The sequence below is a fragment of the Pseudomonas sp. ZL2 genome (assembly GCF_054788455.1).
This window is the reverse complement of sequence record NZ_JBGOGX010000026.1, coordinates 56,401-75,119: the sequence shown is the minus strand read 5'-3', so window position 1 is coordinate 75,119 and position 18,719 is coordinate 56,401. Positions and strand designations below refer to the sequence as shown.

The following is an 18,719-nucleotide window of genomic DNA, read 5'->3' as shown; positions in this document are numbered from 1 at the left end:
TCTCACTTCTGATTCTATTCCTACCTCAAGACACAAGCCGGCCTTGCCGGCGATGCAGTCAGCGCATAACCACGCATTGCATTTGACGCCACCGGCCCTCGTGACCCAAGCTCAACCCTTTGCAGCCGCGACACGCTTCGGATTCACCATGTCGAAACAGCGCCAGTACACGCTCATCAGCCTGACCTTGCTCATCATCCTCGGCCTGGGTGGCTATTTCTGGCGTGACGACAGCCCTGCTCCCAGCCCGGCCCTCAAGCACAGCTACACCAAGGCTCTGACCATGGCCCATGACGGCCAGCCTGGGGCCGCACGGGTGCTCTACCAGCAATTGGGCCGCGCTGACCTGTCGTCCATCCGCCGCGCCAGCCTGTACGCCGAACTGCCCAATTACCCCTCGCCCCTGGCCCTGAAACTGGCCAACCGCGACCTGCAGCATGAAGACCCGCTGGTGCGCCGCGCCGCCGTCGCCAGCATCCAGGCGATGCTGCCCGGTACCCAGCGCAGCCTGGTGCTCGGCCCGTTGCTCGATGACGAAGAGCAAAGCGTACGCTTTGCCGTGGTCGATGCCCTGCTCGGGCTGAGCGCGGACGATATCGGCCTGTATTACGGACCGCTGCAGGAAGTGCTGGAGCAGTACCAGCAGCTCCTGGCCAAGCGCAGCGACGATGCCAGCGCCCAGTTGCACCTGGCCCAGCTGTACCTGCACGAGAACAGCTATCAGGAGGCCGGGCAAGCACTGGAACGCACCCTGCAACTGGCCCCGGACAATCTCGAAGCGCTGGCCGCCCAGGTCCAGCTGCTGGAGCGCCAGGGCCAGACCGACGCCTCACGCCAGGTGTTGGCTAAAGCGCTGCAGAAGCGCCCCGACTCTGCCTTCCTGCAACATGAACTGGGGCGCTGGCTGCTGCGCCACGGCCAGGACGAATACGCCCTGCTGGCCTTCGCCCGGGCCCTGGAACTGGAACCGGACAACCACGACTACCGCTACACCCTGGCCACCAGCCTGCACCAGCTGGAGCAGGTCGATGCCGCGCAAAAGCAGCTGGAAACCATCCTTGCCCGGCAACCGGCCAACCGCAAGGCGCGGGTGCTGCTGATCGAGTACTGGAAAGAAACCGGCCAGTTGCAGAATGTGCAGGTGCTGCTGGCCCAGCTGGAGCAGCAGAACCCGGACGATCCGCTGGTGCAGCAAGGCCTTTGAACGCTCCCGACAACCGTCCGCCAACCCGGTTGAACCCCCACGCAACGGCTGTGGTCCAGAGATAGTGCGAGGACAGCAGGCACCGGCGGTGCTTGCCTGAGCGTTATCAAAGGAGACCACCCGTGGGCAACGCGTTAGCCAATGCCGAACGAGCGCTGATTCTAGCGCCGGCCCAGCTCAGCCAGCTGGCCCAGCGCCTGCTCGATAAGGCCGGCATTCAGGCGCTGCAAGCCGCCACCATGGAAGACCTCGGGCTTGCCCTGGAACAGGGCGTAGGCCTGGCGATCATCGCCGACACCTGCCTGGACGGTAGCACCCGCTCGCCCTTGCATCTCTACCTTGGCAAACAGCCGTTGTGGTCGGACCTGCCCGTGCTGCTGCTGACGGGGCCGCCGATACAAGGTCAAAGCCCGCCGCAAAGCCGACACGCTGCCCTTGGCAACCTGTTCCTGCTGCAATGTCCGTTCGAACCCGACACTCTTCTCGCCCTGACCCACGCCTCGTTGCGCGCGCGGCGCCGACAGTACCAGGCACGTAACCAGAGCCAGGAACTGGAGCGTCAGACGCACCGGGTCGAAGCGCAGCTGCGCCAGTTACGCGAGGAAGAACATTACCTGCGCCAGTCGCAGAAAATGGAAGCCATCGGCCAACTGGCCGGCGGTGTGGCCCACGACTTCAACAACTTGCTGACCGGCATCGGCGGCAGCCTGGAAATGATCGGCAAACGCTTGCAGCAAGGCCGCACCGACACCCTGCCGGCCCTGCTCAGCCTCAGCCAGGAAGCGGTCAAGCGCGCAGCCAGCATGACCCACCGCCTGCTGGCGTTCTCCAGTCGGCAGTCACTGGATGCGCACCCGGTGCAGGTCGCTGCACTGTTGACGGCAGAGCAACTGAAGTCGGTGCTCGGCCCACAGATCAAGCTGCAAGTACGCATCGAGCCCGAGTTATGGGCTGTGGAAGCAGACCCGGTGCAACTGCAGGAAGCACTCGGCAACCTGCTGAGCAATGCCCATGATGCCATGCCCAATGGCGGACGCCTTACCGTCAGCGCCAGTAACCAGCGCCTCGACGGTACCCTGTTTGGTGGTCACTCCCTGGCCGCCGGCGACTATGTGCTGATCAGTCTGCATGACAATGGCTGTGGCATGCCGCAGAGCACCCTGGACCGCGCCTTCGACCCGTTCTTCACCACCAAGCCGATCGGCCAGGGCACGGGCCTGGGGTTGTCGATGGTGTACGGCTTCAGCAAGCAGTCCCAGGGCCACGTGGCCTTGCACAGCCGCATCGGCCACGGCACGCGCGTCGATGTTTACCTGCCACGGCATGCAGCACAACGACTCGAGTCTGAGGTCGAAGTACCGCAGCCTTCCGCCGCTACCGCCAGTCAGAACGTGTTGATTGTCGAAGATGACCCCACCGTTCGCCTGCTGGTGCACCAGGCGCTGGATGAGCAGGGTTACCAGTGCACGGTGGCCGAAGATGCCAATATCGCCCTGGCGATCCTGCAGGCCGGGGAGCCGGTCGACCTGTTGGTCAGCGACGTCGGGTTGCCGGGCATGAACGGCCGCCAGTTGGCAGAGATCGGTCGTCAGTTGCGGCCCCAGCTCAAGGTGCTGTTCATCACCGGCTACGCCGAAACCGCAGTGGCCCGCGGCGGCTTCCTCGACGCTGGCATGCAGATGATCTGCAAGCCTTTCGAATTCGCCCAGTTGACCGACAAGGTCGCGCAGATTCTCGGCAAGGGCAGCCGACCATGAGCCAGATGCAGCCCGACGGCCCCCTCGCCGCGGCACCGGCGGTACACACGTTGCGGGTGCTGACGGTCAATGCCCACAAGGGTTTCAGCCCGCTGAACCGCCATTACGTATTGCCTGAGCTGCGTGAAGCGGTGCGCAGCGAGGACGCCGATCTGGTGTTCCTCCAGGAAGTGCTCGGCAGCCATCGCCACCACGGCCTGCGCCACCGCAACTGGTCGGATGTGCCGCAATACGAGTTTCTCGCCGACAGCCTCTGGCCGGTGTTCGCCTATGGCCGCAACGCCGTGTATCCGGAAGGCGAACACGGCAATGCGCTGCTGTCCAAGTACCCGATCCTGCGCCATGACAATCTTGACGTCAGCGTCCATGGCAGCGAACAACGTGGCTTGCTGCATGCAGTGCTGGCCTTGCCGGCGGACACCGAACTGCATACGGTCTGCGTGCACCTGGGCCTGGACGAACGTCAGCGCCGGCGGCAATTGCACCTGCTGTGCGAGTTGCTGCACAGCCTGCCCGGCGATGCCCCGGTGATCGTTGCCGGCGACTTCAACGACTGGCGCCAGCGCGCCGACGGGGTGCTGGCCGAGTGCGGGTTACATGAAGTGTTCAGCCAGGCTCATGGCCGCCCTGCGCGCAGTTTTCCGGCGCGCTGGCCGCTGCTGTGCCTGGACCGCATCTACCTGCGCAACGCCCGGGCGCATGCCCCCAAGGTCATGGCCCGCAAGCCCTGGACCCACCTTTCCGATCACCTGCCATTGGCAGTGGAGGTGCACCTGTGAACAGCCAGTGGCGACCCGACAACCAGGTTCAACTGCTGATCAATGGCGAGGAATACTTCGACAGCGCCTTTGCCGCCATCGAGCAGGCGCGGGTGGAAATTCTCCTGGAGACCTTCATCATCTATGAGGACAAGGTCGGCAAGCAGTTGCAGCAACTGTTGATCGCTGCCGCCAAGCGCGGAGTGAAAGTCGAAATGCTGGTCGATGGCTACGGCACCGCCGACCTGAGCCTTGATTACCTGCGCGAACTCAGCGAGGCCGGTGTCCATTTGCAAGCCTTCGACCCCAGCCCGAAACGCCTGGGCATGCGCACCAACCTGTTTCGCCGCCTGCACCGCAAGATCCTGGTGGTCGATGGCGAGGTCGGCTTTGTCGGCGGTATCAATTACTGCGCCGATCACCTGGCCGATTTCGGGCCGATGGCCAAACAGGACTACGCCGTGCAGGTGCGCGGGCCGATCGTCGCCGACCTGCAGCGCGCCACCCTTCGCTTGCTCGAACAACAGAGCGTGCTCAGGCCGGGCACCCGGCGCTGGTGGCAACGCCGGGTGCCGATCAATCCGGACAGCGAACAGGCCAGCATGACCCTGTGCATTCGCGACAACCAGGACCACCCCAATGACATCGAGCAACACTACCTCAGGGCGCTGAGTGCGGCCCGTGAACGTATCACCATCGCCAACGCCTACTTCTTTCCCGGTTACCGGCTGCTGCGGGCGATTCGCAATGCCGCCCGTCGGGGCGTCAGGGTCACCCTGGTATTGCAGGGCATGCCCGACATGCCCTGGGTACGGCTGTGCTCACGCTTGCTCTACAACTACCTGATCAGGGACGGCGTGCGCATTTTCGAGTATTGCGAACGGCCGCTGCACGGCAAAGTGGCGCTGGTTGACCGGCACTGGTCGACGGTCGGTTCAAGCAACCTCGACCCCTTGAGCCTGGCCCTGAACCTTGAGGCCAACCTGATCATCCGCGATGAGACCTTCAACACCCGCCTGCATGAACACCTGCAGGAGCTTACCGCCCATCGCTGCAAAGCAGTCAGCCTGCAGCGGGCACTGCGCGGCTACTGGTGGCGGGCGCCGCTGATCTTCCTGACCTTTCATTTCATCCGTCATTTCCCGGCCCTGATGGGCTGGCTGCCGGCCCATGTACCGCGCCTGAAACCGCTGTACGAAGGTAGCGAAGCAACAGGCAAGCCGACATGAACCCGCACAGGAAACTCTGGCGTCGCGCCCGCCAGCTGCTGACCCTGGGTTTTTTCATCCTGGTGCCGGTGCTGCTGTTTACCGTGCTGAAAAACCTCGACTGGCAGGAGGTACGGCAAGCGCTGGCCGCCTATCACTGGAGCACCCTGGGCATGGCCGCCGGGGTGGCGTGGTGCAGCTTTGCCCTGTTCAGCAGCTTCGACCTGCTCGGGCGCCACTACACCGGGCACCACTTGCCGGCGCGTCAGGTGCTGCCGCTGGCGTTCGTGTGCTATGCCTTCAACCTCAACCTGAGCGCCTGGGTCGGTGGCATTGCACTGCGCTACCGGTTGTATACCCGCCTTGGCCTGAAGGTCTCGACCATTACCCGAATCCTCAGCCTGGGGCTATTGACCAACTGGGTGGGCTATTTCGCAGTGGCGGGCAGCTTGTTTGTCTGTGGTCTGCCGAGGTTGCCGGCCGGCATGGAGATCGGCAACACCGGCTTGCGCCTGATCGGTGCCGTGTTGCTGCTGGTGGCCATCGCCTACCTGCTGGCCTGCGCCTTCGCCACACGCCGCACCTGGCGCTTTCGCAAGCACCCGATCACCCTGCCGGGCATCCGCCTGGCTGCGCTGCAAGTACTGATGGGCGCCTGCAACTGGTCGTTGATGGCGCTGGTGGTGTTCACCCTGTTGCCCAAAGGGGCGGACTACCCGACCGTGCTGGCGGTGCTGATGATCAGCAGCATCGCCGGGGTCATTACCCATATCCCGGCCGGGCTGGGCGTACTGGAAACGGTGTTCCTGACCCTGCTGCAGGGGACTTACGGCAAAGGCACGCTGCTTGCCGCGTTGATTGGCTACCGGGCGATCTACTTTCTGCTGCCGCTGCTGATCGCCACGCTGGTGTATCTGTTGCTCGAACGCCTGGCCAGTCAGCGCAGCGCCGGGGAAAGGTCGAGGAGCACCGGCTGAACCGCTTCAAGCATCTCGTGCACCTGGTGGACAAGGTCTTCCAGGGCAAAGGGCTTGGTCATCAGCGCGACACCGGGCTCAAGCACTTGCTCTTCGGTCACCTGCTGTTCTGCGAAACCGGTAATCAACAGCACCTTTTGCTGCGGCTGGATCGTGTGCACGGCGTTGGCCAGCTGTCGACCGCTGACGCCGCGCGGCAGGCCGATATCGGTGATCAGCAGGTCGACCGTGCCCAACTGGCGAAACTGCTGCAACGCCGCCTCGGCATCGCCCGCCTCGAACACTTCGAAGCCCTCTTCTTCAAGGGCCTCCTTGATCAGCAAGCGCAAGGTGCTCTCGTCGTCGACCAGGAGGATGCGTTCACCCTTGGCGCGCGCGTAAGCCTTGCGGGAAGGCTCGCCAGCTGCAGGCTCCGGCAGTTCATCCAGGTAACGTGGCAGGAGTATCTTCACCCGGGTACCCTGCCCGGGACTGGAATCGATCCATACCCGCCCGCCCGACTGACGGACGAACCCGTAGACCATCGACAAACCAAGCCCGGTGCCCTGCCCCACCGGCTTGGTGGTGAAAAACGGGTCGAAAGCCCGCGCGACGATATCGGCGTTCATGCCATGGCCGTTGTCCTGTACCTGCAGTGAAAAGTAGTCCCCGGGGGCCAGGCCGTCTTCACCTTCGGAGGGCAGTTCATGCCGTTCGTTACCGGTAGTGATGCGCAGGCAACCGCCTGCGCTCATGGCGTCGCGGGCATTGATGCACAGGTTGATCAGGGCGTTCTCCAGCTGATTGGCGTCGATCAGCACCCACCAGGGGGCAGGTTCGACCTGGACCTGCAAATCGATATGAGTGCCGACGGTCTGCTGTATCAACTGCTCGATGTCCAGTACCAGTTGATTGATACAGGCAGGCTTGGGATCGAGCGCCTGGCGCCGGGAAAAAGCCAGCAGTCGATGGGTCAGTGTCGCCGCGCGCTTGGCCGCGCCGCGGGCGGCATCGAGGTAGACGTGCAGGTTTTCCAGGTGCCCTTGGGCAATGCGCCGTTCAAGCAGTTCAAGGCTGCCGCTTATGCCGGTCAGCAGGTTGTTGAAGTCATGGGCCATACCGCCGGAAAGCTGCCCGATGGCCTCCATCTTCTGGCTTTGGCGCAGCAACTCTTCAGCGTGGCGCAATGTTTCTTCGCGTTCGCGCTCCTGGGTGATGTCGTTGCCAACGGCGGTAAAGCCAAGTTCCGATGGCACCGCAGCCCAGTTGAACCAACGATAATGCCCGTCCTTGTGACGCAAGCGGCTGACCGTATTTTCAGTGCCTTGGCCGGCCCGCAGGCGTTCGACCACCGACACGACCTCCTGGTGATCGTCGGCGTGTACCAAGGACATGACCGAAGTTTGCAGCACCTCGTCTTCGTGCCAGCCCAGGACCTGGGTCCAGGCCGGATTGACGGCGCTGATGCGCAAGTCCGGCAAGACAACCAGCATGATATCGCTGGACAACTGCCAGAACCGGTTGCGGTCAGCCGTACGCTCCTGCACCTGGCGCTCGAAGGTGTTGGTCAGGTGGCGCCACTGCAACTCGGCTTCGACGCTGGCGGTGGTCTCGATCACCGTGTCGAGGAAACCGGCCACCGCCCCGCGCTCATCACGGATGGGGCTGTAGCAGAACGTGAAGTAGGTCTGTTCCATCGAGCCGTTGCGATTGATCATCAGCGGGAAGTTCTCGATGAAGATCGCCTCGCCCGACAGCGTGCGAAACACCAGGGCACCGATGCTGTCCCACGCCTCGCTCCAGACCTCGTCAAAACCGCGCCCCAGCGCTTCAGGCTTGGCCCCGAGGATCGGCTTGAAGGCATCGTTGTAGATAGTCACCAATTGCGGCCCCCAGACCAGGCAACCGGGGAATTTCGATGCCAGCAGCATGTCCACGGCAATGCGCAATGACGCGGGCCACAGGTGCAAAGGCCCGAGGGCCGTACTGGCCCAGTCATGGTTACGAACCTTTACACTCATTGATCCTGACATGGGCGAGCTCGGCTAACGGTTGGGGGTCTGAACAATCGGACCTAGACGCCGATATCTTCGTTCCAGAGCTCGGGATGCTCCTGGATAAAATCGCTCATCATCTTGACGCAGTTATCATTGTGCAGCACCTGCACGTCGACACCACGGGCCTTGAGCAGGTCTTCCTCGCCCATGAAGGTCTGGTTTTCGCCAACAATGACGCGCTTGATGCCGTACAGCAGGATCGCCCCGCTGCACATCGGGCACGGCGACAAGGTGGTGTACAGGGTGGCCTCGGCATAGAGGCTGGCGGGCTGGCGCCCGGCGTTTTCCAGGGCGTCCATTTCGCCGTGCAGGATCGCGCTGCCCTGTTGCACGCGGCGGTTATGGCCGCGTCCGATGATCCGGTTGTCGTGCACCAACACAGAACCGATCGGTATGCCGCCCTCATTACGGCCCTGTTGGGCCTCTTCGATGGCTGCCTGCATGAACGCATCCACGGTTTGGGTCATAGTGCTCATCCGTTGGTCGACTCCCTGTAGCGTTGCGGACTATCTTCGCAGGCTAGCATATCGCCAGCCGGGAATGGCATCCATGCCAGCCGCTACTATGCTGAACAGGTTTCTCCTCTGCGGCCCGGGCAGTCCGGGTCCGTTCCAGTACAGGGAGCGTTGCGATGAGCAAGAAAATACTGGTGGTGCTGACCAATACGGCCAAATACCCGACACTGAAGCGCGCCACGGGTCTGTGGCTGGGTGAAGCGGTGCATTTTGTCGATAAAGTCGAAAAGGCTGGCTACAAGGTCGACTACCTGAGCCCCGGCGGCGGCTACGTACCCATCGACCCGCACAGCCTGCAAATGGCCGCAGATATCGATTGGGAGTGGTACCAGAACAAGGCGTTCATGAACCGCCTGGGCAAGACCCTCAGCCCCGGAGAGGTCAAGGCCCAGGATTACAGCGTCATCTACTATACCGGCGGTCACGGTGTCATCTGGGACTTTCCCGACAACACTGAACTGCAGGACCTGGCCCGGCGCATCTTCGAGGCCGGTGGCGTGGTGGCATCGGTGTGTCATGGCGCGGTCGGCCTGCTCAACATCAAGCTCAGTGACAACACCTTGCTGGTCAAGGACCGCGAAGTCACCGGCTTTTCCGACACTGAAGAGAAACTGGCTGAACTGGACAAGGTCGTACCTTATCTGACCGAAACCGAGCTCAAAGCCCGTGGCGGGCTGTATCTCAAGGCTGAGGAGCCGTGGCTGCCCTTCGCCATTGCCGACCAGAAAGAGGGACGCTTGATCACCGGTCAGAACCCCGCCTCCGCTGGCGTGGTGGCTGACCTGGTAGTGGCCGCGCTGAAAAAGCGTTGAGGCGCTTACCCGGATTGCCGATTGGTACTTCATCTACGGTAAACGTGGCCTACAGCCGCCGCTGATTGCACTCTTTATGCTGGCGAGTATCACCCGACCAGGAAGATCGGGTTCTCGTTCAGCATAGAGGTGCAATCATGGCTCCATCCCGTCTTGCCGGCCGCAGTTTGCTCGAGTTTCTGATAACCCTGCTGATCGGCCTGGCGCCTGTGGCCTGTGGCCTTCTGGTGCTGGCACTGCAGGTTGAGCGCAAGCAGGAAGAAACCGCCAAAGTGTCTGCTGCTGAGGCCGTTTATGCCATTGACCGAGTAATCGATACCCTGCACGGCGCCAGCGGATCAGTGCTGGGGCTGGCTGGGCGAACGTGCGAGGAGGTCCTGCCTGCCCTGCGTCAGGAAGCCTTCAAGCAACCCAACGTGCGCTCGCTGGTGCTGGTCAGAGAGAACCGAGGCTACTGTAGCTCCCTGCTCGGTAACGTTGACAGGCAGATCGACCCCGGTGAATACCTCAACCAGCGCCTGCGCCTGGATCTGCGCAACGTCGTCACGCCAGACGTTCCCGTATTGCATTACCGCATACAGGAATACCCTTTTGGCGTCATCGCCCTCAACGATGCCCGCAGTTTGCAAGCCGAATTGCTGGGCTTCAAAAACTCCATCGTGCTGGCCCTGCAGTTCGGCTCCGACTACCTCTGGGCAACCGGCAGTGGCATCGAATCACAAATACCCAACCATGCCGAGGACTCGCAGCGCCTGGTCTCCGAGAAATATGGCTACACGGTGCACGCTGGCTACCCGCATGGCCATACCTGGCGAATGATCCGCCAGGCCTCGGCTTCAACCGCGCCGTCATTGCTGCTGGTTGGCATCATTACGGCGGCGGTGGCGTACTGGGGCTTGTTCCGTAGACGCCGCACACCTGCGCCTCCTACCGTTTGAACGCCTGCATAAAAAAGCCCTTTACGGAATCCCGGGGCTATGAGCCTTGGGTTGGGATGTTGAGGCTACGGCTGCGGGCTTATCCATTCGCTGTGGCGCCGCTGCCGGCCCCTTCCGCCCTTACGGCGGGTCCCTTTTGTCTTGGCAAAAGGAACCAAAACCGCTCGCTCCAGCATACGGCCCTACGCTGCGCTCCGGGTTCCTTCGCTACGGTGCCTTCCAGGGGCATCGCGGCCTACGACTTGCTTCGCCAAGTCTACGTCTCGCGACTTCGGCCTGGGCCGAAGGGTGCTACGCACCAGCCCCCTCCAGACACCTACGCTCAGCCTCCTGAAGTCGCGAAGTTACGGGCGGCGCCTGCACTGACGTATCTGCGAAAGCAGATGTTGGCGAAGCCATACTGACGCAGGAGCGGGACAAGCCCGCTGGTAAAACGAGTACCAACTTGCTTGGTCTTGATCTTGATCTTGATCTTGATGTTCATGCACGTACTTCCAGGCGCCGCGAAAGGCGACTTCAGGAGGCCGAGCGAAGGTGCCGTAGCGAGGGGACCCGAAGCGCAGCGTAGGGCCGTATGCAGGAGCAAGCGGTTTTGCCTACCTTTTCCCAAGAGAAAAATAGGCCGCCGTAAGGGCGGAAGGGGCCAGCAGCAGCGCCACAGCGAATGGATAAGCCCGCAGCCTCAACATCCCAACCCAACCGAAGAATCATAGCCTCCGGGATTCCGTGGAGAACCTAAAAAAAAAGGCCATTGAGCATACGCCCAATGGCCTTTTCAGTAGCGATGCAGATCAGTCAGTGCTCAGAACACCGCGACGCACCTGGTCTCGCTCGATCGACTCGAACAGGGCCTTGAAGTTGCCTTCACCGAAGCCATCGTCACCCTTGCGCTGGATGAACTCGAAGAACACCGGGCCCATCAGGGTTTCCGAGAAGATCTGCAGCAGCAGGCGCTTGTCACCGGACTCGGAGGAGCCGTCAAGCAGGATGCCACGGGCCTGCAGCTCGCCGACCGGCTCGCCGTGACCCGGCAGACGGCCTTCGAGCATCTCGTAGTAGGTCTCCGGCGGCGCGGTCATGAAGCGCATGCCGAGTTTTTTCAGGGCGTCCCAGCTCTCGAGCAGGTTGTCGCTGAGGAAGGCCACGTGCTGGATGCCCTCGCCATTGAACTGCATGAGGAACTCTTCGATCTGCCCGGCACCCTTGGACGATTCCTCGTTCAGCGGGATACGGATCATGCCGTCAGGTGCGGTCATGGCCTTGGAGGTCAGGCCGGTGTACTCACCCTTGATGTCGAAGTAACGAATCTCGCGGAAGTTGAACAGTTTCTCGTAGAAACCGGCCCAGTAGGCCATGCGCCCGCGGTAAACGTTGTGGGTCAGGTGATCGATGATCTTGAGGCCGGCACCGACTGGATGACGATCGACGCCCTCAATGAAGTTGAAGTCGATGTCATAGATCGAGCTGCCTTCTTCAAAGCGGTCGATCAGGTACAGCGGCGCACCACCGATACCTTTGATCGCCGGCAGACGCAGCTCCATCGGACCGGTTTCGATTTCCACCGGCTGGGCCCCCAGTTCCAGGGCGCGGGCATAGGCTTCGTGGGCGTTACGCACACGGAAGGCCATGCCGCATACCGAAGGGCCATGCTCGGCGGCAAAGTACGAAGCGACGCTTTTCGGTTCGTTGTTCAGGATCAGGTTGATACCGCCCTGGCGGTACAGGTGCACGTCCTTGGAACGGTGGGTAGCCACCTTGGTGAAACCCATGATCTGGAAGATCGGTTCCAGGGCGCCCGGGGTCGGCGATGCGAACTCGATGAATTCAAAGCCCATCAGGCCCATCGGGTTTTCAAAGATATCAGCCATGCTCGTTTCCTCATCATCAAAGCGGGTAAATAACGGTTGTTAATTGCTATCGATGTCGAGCAGGCGTGGTGGCGCGCAAGAGATGCCCCTCACACTTCTGGCGAGGAAGTCACCATAGATCAGCTTGAACCCATGACACTTCATATGGACCCATTCTCGGCGGGTTGATTCCCCGAAGGTGGAGAACCTTATTATTGTATGCGTAACGGGATTCTACAGTGCGTAAACCGATTTGTCCGCACTTAAGTTGACGCCCGACGGCCGACGAACGGCTATCCTAGGCGCACAGCCGTTTTCCTTCTCCGCCAGTACAGGTTAGCCGCCATGCCTTTCACGGTAAAACGCCCCGGACGCTGGACCTTGCGTGCCCTGCTGCCCTGGGCCGTCGGCGCGGTACCGGTGCTGTGCGGCCTGGTGATCATGTTCTGGCAAGCCGAGCGCGAGCTCGAGGCCCGCAGCAGCGCCACCGCACAGCATGTGGTGGCCCAGGTCGAGCTGATCCTGGACAACATCTCCGGCGCGGCGCAATCGCTGCTGCCACTGGCCGGGCTGCCGTGCATGGAAGAAAAACTGGCCCTGCGCGACCAGGTCACCCGCCGCTCCTTCGTGCGCTCCACCAACCTGGTCTACCGCAACGAGCTGTATTGCAGTTCGCTGTTCGGCCCGTACAGCGAACCGGTCAATGCCAGCGACTATGTCGACGGCAAACTCTGGCTGATGAACGGCAACTCGGTGACCCCGGGCCATCCGCTGCTGGTGTATCGGGTCAGCGAAGGCGAGCGCGGCGCCATCAGCACCGTCGATGGCGACCACCTGCTCACCGCCCTGCGCCTGATCGGCCCGCACACCCGGTTGTTGCTGCAGGTGGGCCGTTACTGGATGGGCAAGGACGGCCTGGTGCATGAAGGTATCGCCCCCGCCGCCGCGGTGGCGCCGGTGCGGCTCACCTCCAGCCACTACCCTTTCTCGATCCACAGCGGTTATGAAGCGGGCAAGGTCGGCCAGGTGATGCGCGATGAATACCCTGCCCTGTTCGGCTTGCTGGTGTTTCTCGGGGTGATTGCCGGCGCCGTGTGCCGCTGGATGCTGCGTCGCGCCAGTTCGCCACGGGCCGAGTTGCAGCGGGCCATGGAAGCCAACGAATTTTTGCCGTACTTCCAGCCAGTGGTGCGCAGGGGCGACTATCGCTGGGCCGGCGCCGAAGTGCTGATGCGCTGGCAGCACCCACGCGAAGGCCTGGTACGCCCCGACCTGTTCATCCCCTACGCCGAGCACAGCGGCCAGATCGTGCCGATGACGCGCATCCTCATGCGCCGCACCGCCGAACTGCTGGCGCCCCATGCGGCGCTGATGGAGGACGGTTTTCATGTCGGCATCAACATCACCGCCGATCATTGCCAGGACCTGGCCCTGTACGACGACTGCCGGGACTTTCTCGCCGCCTTCCCGCCCGGGCGCGTGCTGCTGACCCTGGAACTGACCGAACGCAAGCTGATCGCCCCCAGCGAAGTCACCCAGGACCTGTTCGCCAAGCTGCACGAACTGGGGGTAATGATTGCCATCGACGACTTCGGCACCGGCCAGTCCAGCCTCAGCTACCTGCGCCAGTTCAAGGTCGACTACCTGAAGATCGACCAGAGCTTCGTCGCCCTGATCGGGGTCGATGCCCTGTCATTGCATATTCTCGACAGCATCATCGAACTGTCGGCCAAGCTTGAACTGGGCATCGTCGCAGAAGGCGTCGAAAACGAAACCCAGCGCGATTACCTGGCGCACCACAATGTCGATTTCCAGCAGGGTTACCTGTTCGCCCGGCCCATGCCGATCGAGGGTTTTGTCGCCGCCCTGGCGGCCCAGGCCGAACCCGCGTCGCAGGTGGCGGAGGTTGCCGGTTAGGCCTGCGGCCTGAGATCATCGCGGGTTACCCGCTCTGTTTTCTTCTGCAACCGAGGCATTTGTGTCAAAAGGCATCATTACATCGGTCACGGCGTCGTTCCTGTTTGCCGTGATGTACTACTACACCTCGCTGCTCACCCCGCTCGACGGCGAGGAGGTGTTCGGCTGGCGCATGCTCCTGACCCTGCCGTGCGTCACCCTGTTCATGCTGTTTACCCGCGACTGGCCGCTGGTCACCGGCTTGCTCGCACGGGTGCGGCGCACACCGCTGCTGTTGCTCGGCCTGCTGGGGACTTCGTCGCTGATGGGCGTGCAGCTCTGGCTGTTCCTCTGGGCGCCGTTGCACGGGCGCAGCCTGGAAGTATCGCTGGGCTATTTCCTCTTGCCGCTGACCATGGTTCTGACCGGCCGCCTGATCTATGGAGAACGCCTGTCGCGACTGCAGAAAGTGGCGGTGGCCTGTGCGATCACCGGCGTCGGTCATGAGCTTTACCAACATGGCAGTTTTGCCTGGGAAACCCTGTTGGTGGCCGGTGGCTATCCGTTGTACTTCGTGCTGCGGCGCAAATGTGGCACTGACCATCTTGGCGGGCTGTGGGCCGACATGTGCCTGCTGCTGCCAGCGGCGCTGTACTTTGTCATCCAGGGCCCGCTGTCGGCCCAGGACCTGGCCGAACATCCGGGGTTGTACGGCCTGATTCCACTGCTTGGGGTGATCAGCGCACTGGCGCTGATCTGTTATGTACTGGCCAGCCGCCTGCTGGCCTTCAGCCTGTTCGGCCTGCTCAGCTATGTCGAACCGGTGCTGCTGGTGGCCGTGGCCCTGCTCCTGGGCGAGACCATCGGCCCCGACCAGTGGCTGACTTACCTGCCGATCTGGCTGGCGGTGCTGGTGCTGATCGCTGAAGGCGTCAGGCACCTGCTGCGTCAACGGCGGCGCTCGGTGTAAGGCGCACCTGGCGCACCCGTCTTTCCTCCACCGCGACCACAGTCATCTTCCAGTTGTCCCACACCAGGCTGTCGCCGACCATCGGCAAGCGGTCAAGCAGGCTCATGACCAGGCCGGCGAGGGTCTGGTAGTCCTCCGTGGGCTTGGCGGCAAAACCGGTGCGCGCCTGGATCTGGCTGAGGTTCAGGGCGCCGCTGACGACAAAGCCCTGCTCGTCTTCGACGATCCCCGGCCCCTCCACTTCACTGGCATCGGGCAATTCACCGGCGATGGACTCGAGGATATCGGTCATGGTCAGCACCCCGGTGAAATCACCGAACTCGTTGACCACGAAGGCAATGTGCGTCGACTGGCCGCGCATCTGTTCCAGGGCGTTGAGGATGCTGAAACTCTCCAGCAGGTTCAGCGGCGCCCGGGCGAGGCTCTCCAGGTCCGGCTGATTACCGGCCAACAACTCCTTGAGCAGTTCCTTCTTGTGCACGAAGCCCAAGGGTTCTTCGATGCGGCCGTCACGAATCAGCGGCAGGCGCGAGTAGGACGAATGCATCAGCGCGGTACGAATTGCTTCAGCCGGCTGCGCCAGGTCGATGGTATCGACCTTGGCACGTACCGTCATCACGGTCTTGACCGGCCGCTCGGCCAGGTTCAGTACGCCGCTGATCATCACCCGCTCGCGGCGGTCGAACAGCACCTGCTCTTCGCCACCCTCGACCAGATCGGCAATCTCCTCGCCGACGTTGTCGGCCTCGACCCGGCGCCCGCCCAGCAGGCGCATTACCGCGTGGGCGGTGCGTTCGCGCAGCGGACGGTGTTGCTGCAGGCTCCGCTTGCGGCGGGCACGGGCCAGCTGGTTGAACAGCTCGATGAGGATCGAGAAACCGATGGCGGCATACAGGTAGCCTTTCGGAATATGGAAGCCCAGGCCCTCGGCGGTGAGGCTGAAGCCGATCATCATCAAGAAACCCAGGCACAGCATGATCACCGTCGGGTGATTGTTGACGAAACGGGTCAACGGCTTGCTGGCAACGATCATGATGCCGATGGAGAAGATCACGGCGATCATCATGATCGACAATTCTTCGACCATACCCACGGCGGTGATGACCGCGTCCAGGGAGAACACCGCATCAAGCACCACGATCTGCGCGACGATCGGCCAGAACGCGGCGTGACGCACGCTGCCGGTGTTTTGCGCAACGTGGCCTTCCAGGCGCTCGTGCAGTTCCATGGTCGCCTTGAACAACAGGAACACACCACCGAACAGCATGATCAGGTCGCGTCCGGAGAAGCTCTTGTCGAACACCTCGAACAGCGGCGCAGTGAGGGTCACCATCCACGAGATACTGGCCAGCAGGCCCAGGCGCATGATCAGCGCCAGCGACAGGCCGATCACCCGCGCACGGTCGCGCTGATGGGGCGGCAGTTTATCGGCGAGGATGGCGATGAACACCAGGTTATCGATACCCAGTACCAGTTCCAGCACAATCAGCGTGGCAAGGCCCAGCCAGGCCGTGGGGTCGGCTAGCCATTCCATGGGCGATCACTCATGTGCGAGAACGGACGGAAAACGTCACAAAGACGGGAGAATGGCCGGGACGGCCGGGTACTGGGAGGCTCCGAAAACGAAGTCATATCAACCTGAAATCAATTGGGGATGTGATCCTACAATTGCAGCAGGCTTTTCTCACAGCATGAAACTATTTCAAATTCTGTAAATCGCAGGGCAAGCCCGCTCCTGCCGGTGAGCGGTGAGCGTATTGCCTGTGTTGGGTAATTTTCTTCAATACCCGAGGGTTTGCCGAGCCGTAGGCTGTGCCGGTCTCCCCTGTTCTGGATGAACTTCCCATGAGCCTGATGCTATCAATGGCCGCCTTTGCGCTGGCCGCTTCTATCTCACCCGGCCCGGTCAATATCGTCGCCCTGGGCGCCGGTGCCCGCCACGGCCTGCGCGCCAGCCTGCGGCATGTCACCGGAGCAACAGTGGGTTTTACCCTGCTGCTGTTGCTGATTGGCCTCGGCCTGCACCAACTGCTGCGCTACTGGCCGGCCCTGACCCAGGTACTGCACTGGGCAGGCGTGCTGTTTTTGCTGTACATGGCCTGGAAACTGGCCTGGGACAATGGCCAACTGGGTTCGGCCAGCCACGAGGCCGCACCTTCGATGCTTGCCGGCGCCACCCTGCAGTGGCTCAACCCGAAAGCCTGGCTGGCCTGCGTGGCCGGGATTGGCGCCTATGTCGGCGATGGCGAAACCCGGCTGTTATGGCAATTCAGCGCTGTCTATTTCGTCATCTGCTACCTGTCGATCGCCACCTGGGCCTGGGCTGGCAGCGTGATCAGTCAGTACCTCAACAATCCGCAGCGCATGCGCCTGTTCAACCGCAGCCTGGCACTGCTGCTGGTGGCCAGCGCCCTGTACCTGCTACTGGGCTGAACGGTAATGCCCCGGCGTCGCCGCCAGGTGGCGTTTGAAGGCGCGCTGCAAATGCGCCTGATCGGCAAAACCGGCCTCCATGGCGACCTCGGCGATCTGCCGGCCGCGCCGCAACTGAGCGCGGGCGTATTGCACGCGCTGGTCGAGCAGGTAACCATGGGGCGTCAGGCCAAACTGCTGCTTGAACGCCCGGATCAGGTAGGACGTAGACAGCCCGGCAGCCTGGCTGATGTCCTCCAGGCGCAATGGCTCGGTGCAATGGCCGCGAATGAATGCCGCAGCCGCCAGCAGCCGCTGGTCAGCCTTGGTCGCCGGTTGCTCGCCAGCCCCCAGGTGCTGGCTCAATCCGCGGAAAAACACCCGTAAGGCTGCCTCTTTGCCAGCGGCCGGTTGCTGCTCATCCAGCAGCAGATGGAACAACTGCCGCAGATCGTCGAACAGCGCCGCCAACGTGCTGCTGATCGCCGTTGGCGCTGAGAACCCGAGGGCCTGCAACCAGGACCAGTCGACATACAGCATCAGGTAGGACCAGGGCTCACCGTCGATGGGATTGCAGGTATGCACCACCCCTGGGTTCATCAGCACCACGGTACCGGCGGCCACGTTCTGATGGCTGTCGCCACTGAGGTAGGTACTGCGCCCCGCCGTGATTGCGCCAATCGAAAAACTCTCGTGCGAATGCGCCGCGTAGCAGACCTTGCGGCCATCGGCGACGCTGCGCGCCTCGATGAAAGGCAGCGCCGGGTCACGCCAGAATCGGGAGTTTGCGCGCATTGGCATCAGCCCTCGGCGTCGTGCACCACCACCAGCAACTGGGCCTGTACTTCACCCAGCGAGCGCAGGCGGTGTGGGGTCTGGGCGTTGAAATACAGCGCATCCCCACGTTCGAGGATCACCCGCTCGTTCATGAAGTCGACCTCTACCTGCCCCTCATGGACGAACAGGAACTCCTCGCCCAGGTGCTCCTTGAACGAAGCATCGCTGAACTCGGGCGGCGGGCTGATGATGAAGGGCAACAGGCTGCGGCTGCCGATCTGCTTGGTCAGCACCGTATAACCTGGCCCCGGCCCCGCTACCGCCTGACGTTCGTGGTTGCGCACCAGGCTGTAGCGGGCCTGGCCTGGCTGGTCTTCGGCAAACAGCTCCTCGACATTGACGTTCAAGGCACGCGCCAGCTTCAACGCAGCCGCTATCGACGGGGTGTTCAGCCCGCGCTCGACCTTGGACAGGTAACTCTTGGTCATGCCCGACATCTCAGCCAGCGCATCCAGGGTAATACCGAGTTTTTTTCTCAACAATTTCAATCGGATAGACATGTGACGCGATTTTCCCAATGCCATGGGCAAGTTTTTTCTTGCTAATGACACT

The 18,719-nt window shown here is 62.3% G+C and carries 17 protein-coding genes; 10 read left to right on the top strand and 7 right to left on the bottom strand.

Annotation, left to right across the window (positions count from 1 at the left end; all coding sequences use genetic code 11):
* The first annotated feature begins 148 nt into the window (after window positions 1–148).
* From ABM562_RS17770 to ABM562_RS17750, 5 genes are all read left to right on the top strand, one after another.
* The gene (locus tag ABM562_RS17770) at window positions 149–1,204 is read left to right on the top strand and encodes a tetratricopeptide repeat protein (RefSeq protein ID WP_460422811.1); all 1,056 of its coding nucleotides are present in this window, start codon (window positions 149–151) and stop codon (window positions 1,202–1,204) included.
* Window positions 1,205–1,326: 122 nt separating this feature from the next.
* Window positions 1,327–2,961, top strand: coding sequence for an ATP-binding protein (locus tag ABM562_RS17765; RefSeq protein WP_134062420.1), 1,635 nt, complete (start codon window positions 1,327–1,329; stop codon window positions 2,959–2,961).
* 5 nt (window positions 2,962–2,966) lie between these two features.
* On the top strand, window positions 2,967–3,740 hold the full coding sequence (locus tag ABM562_RS17760; RefSeq protein WP_115087097.1) for an endonuclease/exonuclease/phosphatase family protein: 774 nt from the start codon (window positions 2,967–2,969) through the stop codon (window positions 3,738–3,740).
* Entirely contained in the window at window positions 3,737–4,948 is a 1,212-nt protein-coding gene (clsB, locus tag ABM562_RS17755; protein ID WP_346617188.1) for a cardiolipin synthase ClsB, read from the top strand. The genes ABM562_RS17760 and clsB overlap by 4 nt, the downstream gene beginning before the upstream one ends.
* A complete protein-coding gene (locus ABM562_RS17750) occupies window positions 4,945–5,904 on the top strand; it encodes a lysylphosphatidylglycerol synthase domain-containing protein (protein WP_460422810.1) in 960 nt (319 codons plus the stop codon). The genes clsB and ABM562_RS17750 overlap by 4 nt, the downstream gene beginning before the upstream one ends.
* Here ABM562_RS17750 and ABM562_RS17745 read toward each other — a convergent pair.
* Window positions 5,865–7,904, bottom strand: a complete 2,040-nt coding sequence (locus ABM562_RS17745) for a hybrid sensor histidine kinase/response regulator (RefSeq protein ID WP_460422808.1) — start codon at window positions 7,902–7,904, stop codon at window positions 5,865–5,867. The two genes, ABM562_RS17750 and ABM562_RS17745, sit on opposite strands and share 40 nt — an antisense overlap.
* A gap of 53 nt (window positions 7,905–7,957) precedes the next feature.
* On the bottom strand, window positions 7,958–8,395 hold the full coding sequence (locus tag ABM562_RS17740) for a nucleoside deaminase (RefSeq protein ID WP_460422817.1): 438 nt from the start codon (window positions 8,393–8,395) through the stop codon (window positions 7,958–7,960).
* Between the two features lie 176 nt (window positions 8,396–8,571).
* Here ABM562_RS17740 and ABM562_RS17735 point away from each other — a divergent pair, with 176 nt between their 5' ends.
* A complete protein-coding gene (locus ABM562_RS17735) occupies window positions 8,572–9,267 on the top strand; it encodes a type 1 glutamine amidotransferase domain-containing protein (RefSeq protein WP_115086423.1) in 696 nt (231 codons plus the stop codon).
* Window positions 9,268–9,404: 137 nt separating this feature from the next.
* Complete coding sequence (locus ABM562_RS17730; RefSeq protein ID WP_460422806.1) at window positions 9,405–10,205, top strand: CSS-motif domain-containing protein; 801 nt, start codon at window positions 9,405–9,407, stop codon at window positions 10,203–10,205.
* Between the two features lie 322 nt (window positions 10,206–10,527).
* Here ABM562_RS17730 and ABM562_RS17725 read toward each other — a convergent pair whose 3' ends face one another.
* Together ABM562_RS17725 and hppD are read right to left on the bottom strand one after the other, a co-directional pair.
* Window positions 10,528–10,689 (bottom strand): hypothetical protein, encoded by a 162-nt coding sequence (locus ABM562_RS17725; RefSeq protein ID WP_460422805.1) that lies wholly within the window; start codon window positions 10,687–10,689, stop codon window positions 10,528–10,530.
* Window positions 10,690–10,996: 307 nt separating this feature from the next.
* A complete protein-coding gene (hppD, locus tag ABM562_RS17720; protein ID WP_115086421.1) occupies window positions 10,997–12,073 on the bottom strand; it encodes a 4-hydroxyphenylpyruvate dioxygenase in 1,077 nt (358 codons plus the stop codon).
* A gap of 324 nt (window positions 12,074–12,397) precedes the next feature.
* Here hppD and ABM562_RS17715 point away from each other — a divergent pair, with 324 nt between their 5' ends.
* A complete protein-coding gene (locus tag ABM562_RS17715; protein WP_460422804.1) occupies window positions 12,398–13,969 on the top strand; it encodes an EAL domain-containing protein in 1,572 nt (523 codons plus the stop codon).
* A 61-nt stretch (window positions 13,970–14,030) separates the two neighbouring features.
* A complete protein-coding gene (gene rarD, locus ABM562_RS17710; RefSeq protein WP_115086419.1) occupies window positions 14,031–14,918 on the top strand; it encodes an EamA family transporter RarD in 888 nt (295 codons plus the stop codon).
* On the opposite strand, the gene ABM562_RS17705 is transcribed toward rarD, so the two are convergent.
* The gene (locus ABM562_RS17705) at window positions 14,881–16,452 is read right to left on the bottom strand and encodes a TerC family protein (protein WP_460422802.1); all 1,572 of its coding nucleotides are present in this window, start codon (window positions 16,450–16,452) and stop codon (window positions 14,881–14,883) included. The two genes, rarD and ABM562_RS17705, sit on opposite strands and share 38 nt — an antisense overlap.
* A 311-nt stretch (window positions 16,453–16,763) precedes the next feature.
* On the opposite strand from ABM562_RS17705, the gene ABM562_RS17700 reads away from it, so the two are divergent.
* Entirely contained in the window at window positions 16,764–17,351 is a 588-nt protein-coding gene (locus tag ABM562_RS17700) for a LysE family translocator (protein ID WP_346617185.1), read from the top strand.
* Here the strand turns inward: ABM562_RS17700 and ABM562_RS17695 are convergent.
* Window positions 17,340–18,125 carry an AraC family transcriptional regulator gene (locus ABM562_RS17695; protein ID WP_460422800.1) on the bottom strand — a complete coding sequence of 262 codons (786 nt, stop codon included), beginning with the start codon at window positions 18,123–18,125 and terminating at the stop codon, window positions 17,340–17,342. The two genes, ABM562_RS17700 and ABM562_RS17695, sit on opposite strands and share 12 nt — an antisense overlap.
* A gap of 5 nt (window positions 18,126–18,130) precedes the next feature.
* Window positions 18,131–18,667: a helix-turn-helix domain-containing protein gene (locus ABM562_RS17690; RefSeq protein WP_115086415.1), complete on the bottom strand. Its 537-nt coding sequence runs from the start codon at window positions 18,665–18,667 to the stop codon at window positions 18,131–18,133.
* Window positions 18,668–18,719: the final 52 nt, after the last annotated feature.

Coding starts and splice junctions, on each gene's coding strand:
- ABM562_RS17770 (WP_460422811.1), top strand. CDS start 149: ATGTCGAAACAGCGCCAGTACACGCTCATCAGCCTGACCTTGCTCATC.
- ABM562_RS17760 (WP_115087097.1), top strand. CDS start 2,967: ATGCAGCCCGACGGCCCCCTCGCCGCGGCACCGGCGGTACACACGTTG.
- ABM562_RS17750 (WP_460422810.1), top strand. CDS start 4,945: ATGAACCCGCACAGGAAACTCTGGCGTCGCGCCCGCCAGCTGCTGACC.
- ABM562_RS17745 (WP_460422808.1), bottom strand. CDS start 7,904: ATGAGTGTAAAGGTTCGTAACCATGACTGGGCCAGTACGGCCCTCGGG.
- ABM562_RS17735 (WP_115086423.1), top strand. CDS start 8,572: ATGAGCAAGAAAATACTGGTGGTGCTGACCAATACGGCCAAATACCCG.
- ABM562_RS17730 (WP_460422806.1), top strand. CDS start 9,405: ATGGCTCCATCCCGTCTTGCCGGCCGCAGTTTGCTCGAGTTTCTGATA.
- ABM562_RS17725 (WP_460422805.1), bottom strand. CDS start 10,689: ATGAACATCAAGATCAAGATCAAGATCAAGACCAAGCAAGTTGGTACT.
- hppD (WP_115086421.1), bottom strand. CDS start 12,073: ATGGCTGATATCTTTGAAAACCCGATGGGCCTGATGGGCTTTGAATTC.
- ABM562_RS17715 (WP_460422804.1), top strand. CDS start 12,398: ATGCCTTTCACGGTAAAACGCCCCGGACGCTGGACCTTGCGTGCCCTG.
- ABM562_RS17705 (WP_460422802.1), bottom strand. CDS start 16,452: ATGGAATGGCTAGCCGACCCCACGGCCTGGCTGGGCCTTGCCACGCTG.
- ABM562_RS17700 (WP_346617185.1), top strand. CDS start 16,764: ATGAGCCTGATGCTATCAATGGCCGCCTTTGCGCTGGCCGCTTCTATC.
- ABM562_RS17695 (WP_460422800.1), bottom strand. CDS start 18,125: ATGCGCGCAAACTCCCGATTCTGGCGTGACCCGGCGCTGCCTTTCATC.
- ABM562_RS17690 (WP_115086415.1), bottom strand. CDS start 18,667: ATGTCTATCCGATTGAAATTGTTGAGAAAAAAACTCGGTATTACCCTG.